Genomic DNA, 14312 nt, shown 5'->3' on the forward strand with positions numbered 1-14312 from the left:
CGGTCCTGCCCGGAGGAGGTCACCACTCCTGAGGCGTGTAGTCCCAGTCCCAGGTGAGCTCGATGGGCTCGGTCCAGAAGCGGCCCTCCACGCCCGTCTCGTCGTCAACGTGCAGCACCCATCCCTGGCCCTCGGGGCTGTCGATAGTAAGCGTCAGCTCGTACTCGCCGGCGTCGGGGAGGGCGATGTTGCCTCCGTAGTGGGGGCCGTCCGAGGCGTTCATCGCCATGAAGGTCCCGCTGGTGGCCTCCTCGCCGCTAGCCTTGTCCGTGATGGCGTACTCGACGGTGAGGCCGGGGATGAAGTCGCCGGCACCATAGCCTAGGGTGTTGCCCTCCAGGGCAGAGATGTCGGCCTCCAGGTGGAGGTCGGCGTCGCTGGCGGCCAGACCGGAGTCAGCCGGCTCCATGTCGATGGGCTGGAAGTAGACGACCGCAACGTTGATCTGGTCCACGGCCTCCTGGTCCTCCCCGACCGGGAACTCCTCGAACCCGGCGCCTGAGTCGCCGCCGGAGTCAGCCGCGGAGTCGGAGGCGGCGGTCCCGGAGGAGGCGTCGTCTGAGCTGCCGGAGTCGCCGGAGGAGCAGGCGGCCAGGCCGAGGCTGCCCGCGAGGAGGAGGGCACTGAGTGCGGAGGTGATCGGGAGAGAGCGCATGTGGGATCCTTTGCTCGGTTACGGGTGGGTTGACAGCCGTGCTCCCCAGTCCTTCCCGGGGCGGCGGGTCCTGGTTAGTAGTCAGAGTCAGGTCTGCGAGTCCCAGTACCCTCCTCCACGTCCTGCGCAGCCTCTGCGGCCTCGGCGGCTTCCGCGCCCTGCGGGGTCTCGCTATCACGGCTGTCGTAGGCACCGTGCCTGTCGACCGCCTCGGCCTCCTGCCGTGAGGACTCGGGCTGCGCCTCCACGGCCGCACGGTGACGACGCACCGCGGAAACCAGGGCCAGGCCGACGACGACGACCGCCATGGCTGCCTGGGCGGCCAGCGTCTCCACGTAGGGGTAGACGCCGAGGTAGTCGTAGGTGGGCCACCCCTCGATGTAGGTGGCCGGGACGACGTCGCCCTCCAGGAGGGCGTGGACCCCGCCGCCAGCGAAGACGACGACGAGAACCGCCATCATGGCTGAGGTCACCAGGAAGAAGGGGCGCAGGGGGATGCGCACCGAGGTGAAGCGGATGAGCAGGAAGATCGCCACCAGTGCTGCGGCCCCTGCGGCAAAGCCCTGCCAGACGCTGGCACTGCCACCGGGATCGAGGGCCAGGAGCGCCTGGTAGAACATGACCGTCTCCGCTCCCTCCCGGAATACGGCTAGGAAGCTCAGGGAGGCCAGCGCCCACACACCCCCCTGGGAGACTGACGCCTCAGTGCGGTCCTTGATGTACCTGTTCCACGACTCCACCGAGGATTTCGACAGCATCCAGCTGGATGTGAACAGGAGCATGACCATGGCGGCCAAGGCCACCACGCCCTCCAGGACCTCCTGGTGGGCAGAGGCGGAGTTGAACAGGACCGAGAAGAGCAGCGCGACCACACCCGAGGCTGCTAGCCCCAGTGCCACCCCCAGGTAGATGTAGCGCACGCGGTTCCTCATCCCGGCCTTGACCAGGTAGGCGATGACCGCCGCGACCACGAGGATCGCCTCCAGGCCTTCACGTAGCAGGATGAGGAAGGCCTGGCCGAAGGACCCGCTGAGGAAGGCTCGCACAGGGCTGATCTCGCCCGCGCCGCCGTCCAGGGCGGCGGCGTCCTCGGCCAGCATGGTGGTCAGCAGCCGCGCCTGCTCGGCGACATCCCCCGTGTCGCCAGTCGAGTCCTGCGCCACCATGGCCTTGCGGACCACCTTGAACTGGTTCTCCACCTCGGAGACACGACTGCCTGAGATCGCCGCCATGACGGTCTTCTCAAAGCCCAGCTTCTCGTAGTAGCCGTAGTAGGCGTCGTTGACCAGGGCGGCCCCCGCCTCGCCGTCCCCGGCCTGGGCCTCCTCCACGCCCTGGTTGATGAGCTCAGTCATCTCCTGGGCCACCACGGTCCAGGTACGGTCCCCGCGTCCCTCGTTGACGCTGGTTCTGCTGGCCTGGATCTCGGCGCGCTGGGAGGCGATCACGGCAGCCTGCTCCTGGGCGTAGTCTCGGGGACCCGCCAGGTCGGCGGTGGCGTCGAGCTGGGTGGCGGCCTCAGTAACCTCCTGACTCAGCCCGGCGACACCCTCGCTGAGGACCTGGTCGTTGCCCAGGGAGTAGGCGGCGGTCCGCAGCGCGTCAAACTTCTCCCTGTGGTCCTCGGCCACGTCCTCCCCGAGGGTCTCGGAGACGGCCGCTGACATGTTGGAGGCCTTGTAGGAGGAGTGGTAGGCGCTCTGGAAGCCGGAGGCGGCGCCGGCGGTGTCCCCGTCCTCGTACTTGGTGAGCGCCGAGTGCAGGCGCTCGTCCACCACGGCGGCAGCCTGGCCCCAGGTGTCGTGGTCGGTATCGGAGTCCGAGGCGCGGGCCGGGGAGAGCGCGCCCGCCACAAAAACCACCGGGGACAGCACGAGGACCACCAGGAGCAGCGAAGCCGCGACAACCGGGCCGGTACGGGCTGCGGGGGCTGAGAGCATGCTGGAGGGGTCCTTCATGTGGCAGGGTCAGGGTGTCACCGTCGTGGTGAGGTCATACGTGAGCCTGTTGTGGGATCGTCGCCATAAGTCGCTGGAAGCATAGGTGAGCCTTTCCTTTATGGCGAAGACTATGCTGAGGTAATGGCTCTCGTCAAAGGCTGGCAGGAGGAGGCGTCGAACGTGGTACCGACCAGCGCTGGGTGCGCCCGCGCTCAGCACGGAGGCCGGGACGACCGGGCCGACGCCCTCCCACCACTGCCCGGCCCGGGCGACCACCTGAGGTGCTCATGGTCTCTGCCCGCCACGGGGACTACCTGGCAGGTCCGCACCAGGCAGCCGCTGGAGGCGCAGCCCCGCGCGGCGGTGACTGCGCTCGTGGAGCAGTTTGAGCGGACCTGGTCGCGGTTTCTGCCCTCCTCCCTGGTCCGGCAGGCCGCGGACGGTCGGCTCGGCAGCGGCCCCGTGCTGGTGGACCTGCCTGCGGGCAGCTCCAGGATGCTCGACCTCTACGACCGCCTGTACCGGCTGACGAACGGGCGCCTCGACCCGCTGGCCGGCGCCGACCTGGTCGAGCTGGGATACAGCCCCGACCTAGACTTCCGGGTGCGTGACGGCGCCGCCCACCGCCTGGGGGCGACCCACGGCCGACCGACCTGGGGCACCACCGTGAGCCACGCGGGCGACAGGCTCAGGCTGGAGACTCCGGCCCTCGTCGACGTCGGCGCGGTGGGCAAGGGGTTCCTGGCGGACCTGGTAGGCGCTCTTCTCGCCGACCACGGCGTGGAGGAGCTTGTGGTAGACGCCTCGGGCGACCTGCTGGTGCGCTCGTCGCGGCCCGTGAGAGTAGGGCTGGAACAGCCGGGCAGGTCAGGACACGTCGTGGGTGCCGTGGAGATCTGCCGGGGCGCGGTGTGCGGCTCGGGCACGGACCGGCGCACCTGGGGGCACGGGCTCCACCACATCCTCGACGCCGTGACCGGGCTGCCCGTCCAGCAGGTAGCGGCCACGTGGGTGGTGGCCAGCTCCTGCGCCGTGGCTGACGGTCTGGCCACGGCGCTGTTTACCACCGCGCCCCAGGACCTGGCCCGGGCCACCCGGGGCGCCCCGGGGCTTGACTACGACTTCGTGCTGCTGCGTACTGACGGGTCTGCGTCAGTCTCTCGCGGCTTCCGCAACCTGCCCGCAGAACTCTTTACCTCGTGACTCCTGTTACTCCTACAAGTCCTCAGGGCGTCGGGGCACCGACGCGGATCGTCGGCATCCCGATCGCCACGGGGGCGGAGTCCGGCTCCGGGACCGCGCGGGCCTCGGCCTGGCGGCGCTGCCAGGCGTCCCCCGCCCGGGTACGGCGGACCGTGAAGAGGGCCGGACCGTCATCGAGCCACAGGCGTCCGCCCAGCGGCCCAGCCCCACTGACAGTGCTGCCGGCGCTGCCGACGCTGCCGGCGCTGCCGTCCTGCGTCCCCAGGGCGTGCGCACCCGCCGGTCCAGGGCACCGGGCAGAGTCGGCAATGAGGTGGTGGGGGGCGCCGTGGGTGACACGCACGCTCACCATGTCACCGGGTCGCGGCGCGCCACCGGCGTAGTCACCTGCGTCCAGGCCCGCGGGCAGCGCCAGGTGCACCAGCCGGTTGTCTGCGGCACGCCCTGAGACCCGGGAGGTAGAGGCGTCACGGCGCCCCTCCCCCTCGGCCACGAGCACCTCCAGGACACGCCCCTCCTGGGCGGCGTTCTCCTCGTGGGTGATGCGGCGCACCAGGGCGTCCAGGCGCTGGTAACGCTCCTTGACCACCTCGGTGGGCACCTGGTCCTCACGGTCCGCCGCGGGCGTGCCCGGGCGGGGGGAGTACTCGAAGGTGAAGGCGGAGGCGAATCTGGCGGCCTCGACCACCTCCAGGGTGGCCTGGAAGTCTTCCTCGGTCTCCCCGGGGAAGCCCACGATGATGTCGGTGGTGATGGCGGCCTGCGGCATACGGGTACGCACCTTCTCCAGCAGGTCCAGGAAGCGCCGGGAGCGGTAGGAGCGCCGCATGGCGCGCAGCACCGTGTCCGAGCCGGACTGTAGGGGCATGTGCAGGCTAGGCATGACGGTGGGGGTGGAGGCCATGGCGTCGATGACGTCGTCGGTGAAAGCCGCAGGGTGGGGACTGGTGAAGCGCACCCGCTCAATGCCCTCGACCTGGCCCACAGCCCGCAGCAGCCTGGCGAAGGCTCCCCGCTCCCCGAAGCCCACTCCGTAGGAGTTGACGTTCTGTCCCAGGAGGGTCACCTCAATGGCCCCCTGGGCGGCCACGGCCTCAACCTCGGCCAGGACGTCACCGGGACGGCGGTCGCGCTGCCTGCCCCGCAGTGAGGGCACGATGCAGAAGGTGCAGGTGTTGTTGCAGCCCACGGCCACCGACACCCAGGCCGCGTAGGGCGACTCCCTGCGGGTAGGCAGGGTAGAGGGAAAGACCTTGAGGGACTCCTCCAGCTCCACGGCGGCGGCCCGGTTGTGCCGGGCACGCTCTAGCAGGGCGGGCAGCACGTCCAGGTTGTGGGTACCGAAGACGACGTCCACCCACGGCGCCCGCTCGACAATCCTCTCCCCCATCTGCTGGGCCAGGCACCCGGCGACGGCGATCTGCATGCCGGGGCGCTGGCGCTTGACCTCCGCCAGCTGGCCAAGGTTGCCAAACAGGCGGTTCGCGGCGTTCTCCCGCACCGAGCAGGTGTTGAGGATGACGACGTCGGCCCCGCCGTCACCGGCAGGGGTGGCCCGCGCCGCAGCCTGCGGAACGTCCTGGGCGCGCCGGTAGCCGGCCCCCTCCAGGAGGCCGGCCATGTGCTCGGAGTCGTGGACGTTCATCTGGCAGCCCAGCGTGCGCACGTGGTAGGTGCGCGGCGCAGTGCTGGCGCCCCGGGCGTCCAGGGCCGGGGCGGACGGGGCGGGGGCAACGGAGGTAGAGGTGTCTGCCGTGGTCATCGGCATCGAGTCTACGGCGGACAGAGGGTAGATAGACAGCGGGTCGGCAGCAGATGGGTAGTAGACAGGCAGTGACAGTCAGCAGATGGGAAGTGCTCGCCGCTGCGTCACCTCCGGCAGAGCATTCCGACAGAGCATGGGGGCACGAGCCTCAGCCGACAGCGAGGTATCGTAGATATGGGCGGGTGTGACCCGCCAGTCAGCACCAGGTCCAGACTGCCAGGACCAGGCACGGGACAGACAGACCGGGGAGGACCCGGGATGGAACCAGGAGGACCCGAGGAGAGCCCATGCGCACCATGATCGCGCCGTCGAGCAGCTCACTGTGCCAGACACCGCTGCACCGCACCCACGACCGCCTGGGAGCCCGTCTGCGCACTGTCAGCGGCTGGGCCATGCCCTGGTCCTACGTCGGCGAGCAGGCAGAGCACCGGGCGGCCCGTCACTCGGCCGGGATCCTGGACCTGTCCCACACGGGGGAGGTCAGGGTGGAGGGACCAGGAGCGGCAGCAGCGCTGGACGGGGTCCTGGCCGACCGCGTCTCCACCCTGGCAGTGGGCAGATCGGGCTGCTCGGCGATCGCGGGTCCTGATGGCGGTGTCATCGACGGCGTCCTGGACGAGGTCGTGGTCCACCACGTCGGCGAGGAGGAGTTCCTCCTGGTCACCAGTGCCGCCAGCCGCGAGCGCGTGGCGGCGGAACTGGTCCTGCGCTGCGCGGGCACTGGGGCCCGTGTCACCGACCTGTCCCTAGACACCGCTCTTATCGCGGTCTTGGGGCCACGCGCACCGGAGGTGCTGTGCCACGTCGTGGGCTCCGGCCCGGGCATCCCTGCGGCCCTGGGTCCAGCACCCGGCCAGACCGAGCCGGGCGGGGACGTCCCCGACGTCCTGTGCGGGACGGGCATCGTGGCGCGCCTGCGCTGCTGCGCCATCGTGCGCGCCACGGCCGCGGGGCACTCGGTGCTCCTGGCCCGCACCAGGCGCCACGGCCAGGACGGCTTCGAGCTGTTCTGCGGCTGGGAGGACGCTGAGGACCTGTGGCACACGATCACCGGCGCCGCTGCCGCGCTGCCCGCCAACCATGGCGATGCGGCCGACCTGGCGGTGCTCACCCCCTGCGGCCTGGGCGCCCACGGCCTGCTGCGCCGGGAGGCGGGAGTGACTGGAGTGACTAAGGGGCCGGGGTCGTCCTAGACACCAGGCCTCCCAGAAGCGGCTCGTCACCTCCTCGACCCGAGGGACACGTGTCTGTTACGGTGCTCATGACGTTGTTTCCGGTCGCACTCTAGAAGGCACCATGGCACGACGCACGACAGGACCTACAGCTGGACGCCCACTACGCCGCCTCATGCTCGTACTGACCGCAGTCAGTGCCGTCTGCGGCTGCGGCACGGCGCTCCTGGGCTCCACGGGCGGAATACCCCTGGCTGTCGCGGGAGCCGGTGCCTCGCTGGTCCTAGTGTCGCTGCTGACCAGGCTCCACGAGCGCGCGGTGGGTGTGTGGCTGATCTTCATCGGTGCCACCATGCTTGCCGTCACCGGGACGCTGCGCTACACGCACACTCTTGAGACGGTGCCGCCCACCCCGAGCGCCTGGGTAGGCATCATCGCCTCCGGCCTGCTGGCTGTTCTCGCCGTCATGACCTGGGCTGAGCGGGCTGAGGCGAGCCGCCCCAGCAGGAGCTTCTGAGCAGGGGCAGCCTGTCATGACGGCCACCCCCGTGACAGCGGCGGCGCTCCTGTGGGCCTATGACGCGGCCACACGATTCGGCCTGAGATGGAGGCCCAGGACGCTCCTCGCCGTCGTCACCGGGCTGACCGTGCTGGCAGTGGTGCCGGTGCTTGCGCTGGCGCTACTGGTCGGTCGGCTCTGCGCCGCCGTTGACCTGACCCCACCCTGGCCTGCCCTGGCCGCCGCCTGGGCTGTCTGGCAGCTGGCGCACACAGCGCTCTCCCAGAAGCGGGAGGAGCTGACGGCACCGGTGCTGGCACCATTCATGCGGGCAGTGGACCTGGGGATGCCCCAGTGGTTCCTGGTCCGGTTCACGGTACCAGCGGTGGTCAAGGGCGCCTTCACCGTGCTGGCAGCCAGCGGCCTGCTCGTGGGCAGCGGGGCGGACAGCACCTGGGCCGCCCCGTCCCTTCTCGTCATCGCTGCGGGCACGGCTGCTGAGCTCGGCCTCATGGCCCAGCTCATGACGCACCAGCGCGGTCCTCGTCAGCTGCTCACCGCCGTGCTGCTCTGCCTTGTGGGCGCCCTCGCCCTCGCCCCGAGCATGCTTCCCAGCCAGCTCGGGCTTGCCGGTGCCTGTACTGCACTCACCGGCCTGGCCGCCGCAGAGCTGCGGACGGTAGCGGGCACTACCTGGGTACCGGTCCGTGCACGGCGCCGACGCCGCCGCACACCCCTGTCCGCACGGACGCCTGTGGCGGTACGGACGCTGGTGGTGCTGCGGCTGGGGTGCTGGGTGCCTCCGGTGCGGGCGCTGCTGGTTCGCTCCCTGACGCTCGCCCTGCTGCTGTGCGTGGTCCTGGTCGCCGCCAGAGCGAGCGTCCCTGACATCGGCACGGTGGTGGCACGCAACGGTGAGGCTGCGGCTCGCGTCGTGGCACTCGGAGCAGTGCTGCCCGCCCTGACGATCACGGAGGCAGGCGTCAGCTGGTACGGCGTGCGCAGCCGGTGCTACCAACTCCGGGCTGCCTGGGAAGCGGGTGCCTGTGGCTACGGGCTGGCCGTCGGAAGCACCCTAGCCCATCTTCTTGACGGCCTCCTCATCTCTAGCGCCGTCGGCCTGACCTGCTTCGCCCTGGCCGTCCCGCCCACGGCGGCGGTGCTCCTGCTGCCAGTGGGGGCCTCGCTGGCCGGCCCCCTGGGCAGCGCGCTCGTGCCCGCACCGCAGCTGCCGGACGGGCGCTGCCGGTCCTCCCTGGCTGGGGCGCTGGCGGGCATGGGCCTGCTGGGACCCCACCTCTACTCGGTCCTGACCCCCTCAGCCGCCGCGCTGCCCGTCACCGCCACCATCGTCCTGCTTGGAGGTCTGCCGTGGGTGTCCCTCATGGTCATCCGGAACGCGTCGTTCTCGATCGTGTGACTTTTGCCTACTCAGAGGACGACCCGCCGGTCTTCACCGACCTCTCCATGAGGTTCCCGCGCGAGGGGCTCGTAGCCTTGCAGGCCCCCAACGGCTCCGGCAAGTCGACACTCGTCGAGCTGGTCAGCGGCTACCTCAGGCCGGGGGCCGGACGCGTCCTGGTGTGCGGACACGACGCCTCCAGCCCCAGGGCCCGCCCCTGGCGCAGGGTGGTGCGGACCAGGCCCGCCCTCTACCCGGCGATGAGCGTCTACGACCACCTGGCCTTCTCCAGCCAGCTGGCGGGATCCCGGCTCCACGGCGTACTGGAGCGCGCAGGCCGCTACCGGCTCGCGGACTGGCTTGACACGCGCGCCGACGAGCTCTCCTCGGGTACTGAGCGCAAGCTGTGGCTCCTCATGTGCACCCTGGGGAACTTCGACGTCGTCATGCTGGACGAGCCCTTTATCGCCCTGGACGATCAGGCGCGCGCGGAGCTCAACCGGGAGATGTGCCAGTGGCGCGAGGAGGGCAGGCTGGTCGTCGTCGCCGCCCACGGCAGCCCAGACGGGTTCCAGCCGACCACGACGCTTCGGCTGCCCGCGCCAAGGGCGACAGAGAAGGAAAAGAAGGAGTAAGCCAATGGGTGTGACCGTGCGAGCACACAGGCTGGGAGCCGTCTACGGCTCCCAGCAGCGTCTGTTCGATGTCTCCTTCGAGGTGCAGCCGCACGAGGTTGTCGGCGTCCTTGGTACCAACGGTGCCGGGAAGACGACCCTCTTCCACCGGCTTCTTGGGGCACTGCCAGGTCCCGGCACAGCCTGGGTCGCCGGGTACCGGGGCAGCAACCGGGCTCCGAGTCCTCATCGAGTCGGCGCTGTCCTGGACAGCCTGACAGCCACCCTGATCTGCGGGCACGCTACCTGCTTGCATCCTGGTGTCAAAGCCTTGGTCTGCCACAAAGGCGCGTTGACGAGCTGCTGGAGACTGTCGGCCTGAGCACGCTAGAAGGTCGGCGGGTGGGGCAGCTGTCGCTGGGCATGCGGCAGCGGCTTGCCCTTGCCATGGCTCTTGCCCCGCAGCCGCGACTACTGGTCCTTGATGAGCCAACCAACGGCCTGGACCCCCTCGGGATACGCTGGATTAACTCCGTCATCATCGATTTCGCAGCTCATGGAGGCGCCGTGCTGCTGTCCTCCCACCACCTCTCCCAGCTCGATCACCTTGCTCAGCGCGTCCTTCTCATTGACGCTGGCAGGCTCATCACCGACGAGCCGATGCACGACTTCAAGCTGTCTGCAGGACCACTGACACATCGGGTAGCCTGCAGCCGGGCATCGGACCTCCAGGAACAGCTCGTGCGGAGAGGAGCACATGTCTTACGCACCTCCGACGACGAATGTGCGCAGGTCAGGAGTACACCCATTCCGGCCGTACTATGGTGATCATGATGGCCGGGTCCCGCACTACCTTTGTGATGTCCAAGGTTTTCGGGGCCGCCGTTGTCTCAGCAGCAGTCGCGCTTGTCGGCAGCCTCGGAGCCTGGGGAATTCTTGTCAGCACCGGCCTTCTTGACGGCAGGCTCTGGGTTCCAGGACTGACCGTGCTGATACTCGGACGCTCGGCAGCAGTAGTCGCCTGGGGCGTCGTTGGCACCTGTACGGTACTCACTACCCGATCACAGACTGCGGCAATCACCCTGATACTGACTGTACCGTTCGTGGCGGAGACAGCGGTGAGGACTCTTGCCAGGCAGGTCGGCGGGACTCTGGAGGGCGTGACGCGCCTGCTTCCATTTGCGAGCATTGATGCTCTGGTGCCGGTCCCACCTGGCTCGACACTCTTCGAGGAGCCTGTCAACAGCCCTGAAACTGCCTGCACCGTCGTGGGATGCTTCCTCGCCTTGCTTCTGACCGCCAGTACCCGCAGGGCCTGAACCTGCCCTGTCCTGCTGCGCCAGCCCGTCCGTCTCAGGCCGACTGCATTGTTCAACGAACTCTCAGCGACTCGCGTGGTGATTGCCCATCGGCTGTCAACGGTGATTGATGCAGACATCATCTTCGTTATCGAGAACGGGAGGGTGGTGGAACGGGGTAGCCACCGGGAACTGATTGAAAAAGGCGGCGCCTATAGCGAGCTGTACCTGCGGTCCAGCAGCAAAGAATCGATGTCGGACGGGGCGCGACCAGATGATGGCACCGGCAGCGAGCCCTCGACGGCTCGTCCTGGAGGATGGCCTTCAGGTCCTCCGGGAGGACGAGCCTGAAAGTGAGACGTGGTACCCACGGCCGATGATGCGCGGCTTCAGTAGGAGCACCCTGAACACTAACACACAAAACGATCGCCGCCCTGCGTCGATCTCAAGAACACGAGGGAGAACTAGTATGCAGCCAAGCGAGGCAGCAGTACGAGCGGTCAATCTCCGGAAGATGTACGGTTCGGGCGAGGCGGCGGTGACAGCCTTGGGCGGAGTAGACCTCGAGGTCGCTCACGGCAGTTTTCTGGCGGTTATGGGGCCATCTGGTTCCGGAAAGTCCACGCTCATGCAGACCATGGCCGGGCTGGACTCGCTTGACGCGGGCGAGGTCTGGATCGAGGGAACCAATATCACGCGATTGCGTGACCGTCAACTGACGAGGATGCGCCGGGACCGCATTGGCTTCATCTTCCAGTCATTCAATCTCATCCCCACACTCACCGCCGAGCAGAACATCCTCCTCCCGCTCAAGATCGCGCGCCAGAAGCAGGACAAGGACTGGGTGTCGCTGATTGTCAAGGAACTCGGTATCAGGGACCGTCTGAGTCACAGGCCGCACGAGCTCTCCGGCGGGCAGCAGCAGCGCGTCGCCATCGCGAGGGCGGTCATGACACAACCAGCCGTTGTTTTTGCCGACGAGCCTACGGGAAACCTGGACTCCAACTCTGGCACGCGAATCCTGCAGCTGCTGCGAAACATGGTCTCCGAGCTCGGCCAGACAGTGATCATGGTGACGCACGACCCCAAGGTCGCCTCATACGCCGATGAGGTCCTCATTCTTGCAGACGGCAAGACGCGCGAGACCATACAGGAGCCGACGCAGCGTGCCGTGCTTGAGGCGCTCAGCAGGCTGGAGCCTGACGACTCTGGCGACGAGGAGCACACCTCATGAACCAGGTACTGTTCTCCTCTGTTCGGGCACACGTCGGTCGGCTGATTGCGACTGGTATCGCGGTCACGCTGTCTGTTGCCTTCGTCGTGACGACTCTGCTCCTGTCCTCGTCCTACAGGCAGACGATGGTTGACGGCCTCACAGCCCAGATGGACCAGGCGGACCTCCAGGTCGCGGTCACCGACGACGACGCTGAGACTGCTGATATCGACGAGCAGGTCGCTACCGCTCTGGAGGGTCTGGACAGCCTGGCGGGGGTTGCGGCGGCAGACGCGCAGCGGTCGTCCTACGTGCAGGTCGCTTCCGGCGCGCGACGCGCCAACGCGAGCGTGGAGCCGCTGCTGTCAGCGCAGAACCGGTGGCAGGAGCTGTCGTGGGGAGACTGGCCGAGTGCCCGTGGGGAGGTGACGATGGACGAGGTCAGCGCTGAGGCCCTGGGCGTCACAGTGGGCGACACCCTCCGTGTGACGGACGTGGTCGGCGACGGCGACTCCTCTGACCTTGCCGTCGTGGGGCTCACCTCGACGGCCAACGCTGGTTTCAGCCAGGGGACCCCGACGCTGATCACGACTGAGACGACGTTCGAGGCGCTTGGGCTGCTGGCTGTGACCACGGGGATACTTGTGAGCGCCTCGGAGGGGGTCTCGCCCGGGACGCTGTCGGCCCGTGTCGCCGAGCACGTCGATGTCGGCTCATCCCTGTCAGTCTTCACGCGTGAGGAGGCTGTCGAGCACCAGGTTGCCCAGCTGTCGGGCACCAGCACGCTGCTGACCAGCATGGTGCTCGTGTTCGGGGCGGTGTCACTGCTCGTGTCCGGGTTCGTCATCGCCAACACGTTCCGTGTGCTCGTCGCCCAGCGGACTGGAGAGCTTGCCCTCCTTCGGTGCATCGGGGCAGGCGTTGCCCAGGTGTACCGCTTGATCCTGCTGGAGGCAGGCATTGTAGGGCTGGTCTTCTCGGCCGCTGGTGCCGCCATCGGCATTGGTACCGCAGCAGCACTGGTGTCAGTAAGCGCCTCGGGCGGCACCGGACTACCGCTGTCGGCCTTGTCCGTACCACCGTTGATGGTGGTCGGGTCGATCGCATGCGGCACCGTCGTGACCACGGTCTTTGCACTGGGACCGGCCCGCAATGCCACCAAGGTACGCCCCATCGTCGCCCTGCGGCCTCTTGAGGCTGTCTCCGCGAGACGGGTATCGACTGCGGCGGCCGTCATCGGACCAGGGCTGACAGCTCTTGGCGCAGTCGCAATGGTGTACGCGGCAAGACGGGGATCAATTACTGTGGCCGTGGCTGGTGGCCTCCTCGCCGGCCTGGGAGTCCTCGTGGCCTCGTCGGTCCTGCTCCCAGTGGTCACGAGGCTCCTGGGGATGCTCATCTCGCCCGTGTCCGCGCCCATGCAGCTGGCCGCAGCAAACGTCAACCGCAACAGGCGACGCACCGCCACGACCGGGGCCGCCCTCCTTATTGGCAGCATCCTGCTCGCGATGCTGACAACGGGCGTCAGCTCGGTACGTGAGTCCGTGGTCGCCCAGATCGACGACCGGCGCCCGATTGACATCATCGCTGAGACAGCACCCGGCCAGGCGATGGACACAGAGACGATCGCAGCCATCACACATGTGCCAGGCGTCGTCGCCAGCGCGGAGGTCCTCACAGGGGCCGTGGACCTGGAGAGCGCCTCGAGCGTTGTGCAGCAGGCCGTAGCAGAAGGCGTGGACCAGCAGGCCACGAGCAGTGTCGCCCACTCAGAGGTCTCCGTTCCGCAGGCAGGCAGCGTCCACGTGAGCCCGAACGACCCGGCCGCCCGGTACGACAGCCAGCACATCACCGCGCGCGGCGCTAGCGGTGAGACGACGCTGGAGGTCGTCGTGGATGAGAACGTGCCTGAAGGCATCGTGCACGTCGCGTCGTCTGAGCTCGTAGACATCGACTCCAGCCCAGATGTCACTCGACTGCAGCTCCGGCTGGAGGACGGGATGAGCTCCACCGACATCCAGTCAGTCATGACTGACATCTCCTCCCTCGACGAGGGCATCAACGTCTCCGGAGGCGCCCAGGAACGTGCCTACTACAACCAGATCCTTGACACCATGCTCATGGTGGTGCTCGGCCTCCTGGCTGTCGCGGTCGTCATCGCCTTCGTCGGTATCGGCAACACAGCCGCACTGTCAGTGATCGAACGGCGCCGGGAGTCCGCGCTCCTTCGCACAGTAGGCCTAGGACGAGGACAGCTCATGGCCATGATCTGCACCGAGGCCGGGCTGACGGCCATCGTGTCGACCGCGCTCGGCCTTGTGACCGGGGTCCTCCTCGGATGGGCTGGCATCACCACACTCGGGCAGTCAGCATCAGAGGTCGACATGACCCTGCACGTACCGTGGGGGCAGCTGGCCGCCATCTTGGCTGGGGCCACCACCGCCGGCACGCTCGCCGCCCTCCTGCCCGCATACGCAGCGTCACGTCGGCGCCCTGTCGAGGACCTAGCGGCTACCTGAGCCTGGTCTCCTCAGCCGCAGCGGGACCGGAA

The 14312-nt window shown here is 68.3% G+C and carries 13 protein-coding genes; 10 read left to right on the forward strand and 3 right to left on the reverse strand.

What is annotated here, in order from left to right; translation table 11 throughout:
* Nucleotides 1–19: 19 nt before the first annotated feature.
* Nucleotides 20–655 carry an iron transporter gene (locus tag D4740_RS06345; RefSeq protein WP_119836097.1) on the reverse strand — a complete coding sequence of 212 codons (636 nt, stop codon included), beginning with the start codon at nucleotides 653–655 and terminating at the stop codon, nucleotides 20–22.
* Between the two features lie 74 nt (nucleotides 656–729).
* Nucleotides 730–2595, reverse strand: a complete 1866-nt coding sequence (locus tag D4740_RS06350) for an FTR1 family protein (protein ID WP_119836098.1) — start codon at nucleotides 2593–2595, stop codon at nucleotides 730–732.
* 141 nt (nucleotides 2596–2736) lie between these two features.
* Here D4740_RS06350 and D4740_RS06355 point away from each other — a divergent pair, with 141 nt between their 5' ends.
* Nucleotides 2737–3798, forward strand: a complete 1062-nt coding sequence (locus tag D4740_RS06355; RefSeq protein ID WP_119836099.1) for an FAD:protein FMN transferase — start codon at nucleotides 2737–2739, stop codon at nucleotides 3796–3798.
* Between the two features lie 22 nt (nucleotides 3799–3820).
* On the opposite strand, the gene miaB is transcribed toward D4740_RS06355, so the two are convergent.
* Nucleotides 3821–5560, reverse strand: a complete 1740-nt coding sequence (miaB, locus tag D4740_RS06360; protein WP_119836100.1) for a tRNA (N6-isopentenyl adenosine(37)-C2)-methylthiotransferase MiaB — start codon at nucleotides 5558–5560, stop codon at nucleotides 3821–3823.
* 290 nt (nucleotides 5561–5850) lie between these two features.
* Here miaB and D4740_RS06365 point away from each other — a divergent pair, with 290 nt between their 5' ends.
* From D4740_RS06365 to D4740_RS06410, 9 genes are all read left to right on the forward strand, one after another.
* Nucleotides 5851–6756: a hypothetical protein gene (locus D4740_RS06365; protein WP_119836101.1), complete on the forward strand. Its 906-nt coding sequence runs from the start codon at nucleotides 5851–5853 to the stop codon at nucleotides 6754–6756.
* Nucleotides 6757–6910: 154 nt separating this feature from the next.
* A complete protein-coding gene (locus tag D4740_RS06370) occupies nucleotides 6911–7252 on the forward strand; it encodes a hypothetical protein (protein ID WP_119836102.1) in 342 nt (113 codons plus the stop codon).
* 16 nt (nucleotides 7253–7268) lie between these two features.
* Nucleotides 7269–8654: a hypothetical protein gene (locus tag D4740_RS06375; protein WP_119836103.1), complete on the forward strand. Its 1386-nt coding sequence runs from the start codon at nucleotides 7269–7271 to the stop codon at nucleotides 8652–8654.
* Nucleotides 8651–9271, forward strand: a complete 621-nt coding sequence (locus D4740_RS06380) for an ATP-binding cassette domain-containing protein (RefSeq protein ID WP_119836104.1) — start codon at nucleotides 8651–8653, stop codon at nucleotides 9269–9271. Before D4740_RS06375 ends, D4740_RS06380 begins: the two co-directional genes overlap by 4 nt.
* A gap of 4 nt (nucleotides 9272–9275) precedes the next feature.
* On the forward strand, nucleotides 9276–9632 hold the full coding sequence (locus D4740_RS06385) for an ATP-binding cassette domain-containing protein (protein WP_119836105.1): 357 nt from the start codon (nucleotides 9276–9278) through the stop codon (nucleotides 9630–9632).
* On the forward strand, nucleotides 9629–10078 hold the full coding sequence (locus tag D4740_RS13520; RefSeq protein ID WP_396027233.1) for an ATP-binding cassette domain-containing protein: 450 nt from the start codon (nucleotides 9629–9631) through the stop codon (nucleotides 10076–10078). The genes D4740_RS06385 and D4740_RS13520 overlap by 4 nt, the downstream gene beginning before the upstream one ends.
* Nucleotides 10079–10080: 2 nt before the next feature.
* Nucleotides 10081–10569: a hypothetical protein gene (locus tag D4740_RS06395; protein ID WP_147392858.1), complete on the forward strand. Its 489-nt coding sequence runs from the start codon at nucleotides 10081–10083 to the stop codon at nucleotides 10567–10569.
* Between the two features lie 448 nt (nucleotides 10570–11017).
* Nucleotides 11018–11782, forward strand: coding sequence for an ABC transporter ATP-binding protein (locus D4740_RS06405; protein ID WP_119836109.1), 765 nt, complete (start codon nucleotides 11018–11020; stop codon nucleotides 11780–11782).
* Nucleotides 11779–14280 (forward strand): ABC transporter permease, encoded by a 2502-nt coding sequence (locus tag D4740_RS06410; protein ID WP_119836110.1) that lies wholly within the window; start codon nucleotides 11779–11781, stop codon nucleotides 14278–14280. Before D4740_RS06405 ends, D4740_RS06410 begins: the two co-directional genes overlap by 4 nt.
* Nucleotides 14281–14312: the final 32 nt, after the last annotated feature.

It is taken from the genome of Actinomyces sp. 2119 (assembly GCF_003591215.1).
Lineage (GTDB): Bacteria > Actinomycetota > Actinomycetes > Actinomycetales > Actinomycetaceae > Actinomyces > Actinomyces lilanjuaniae.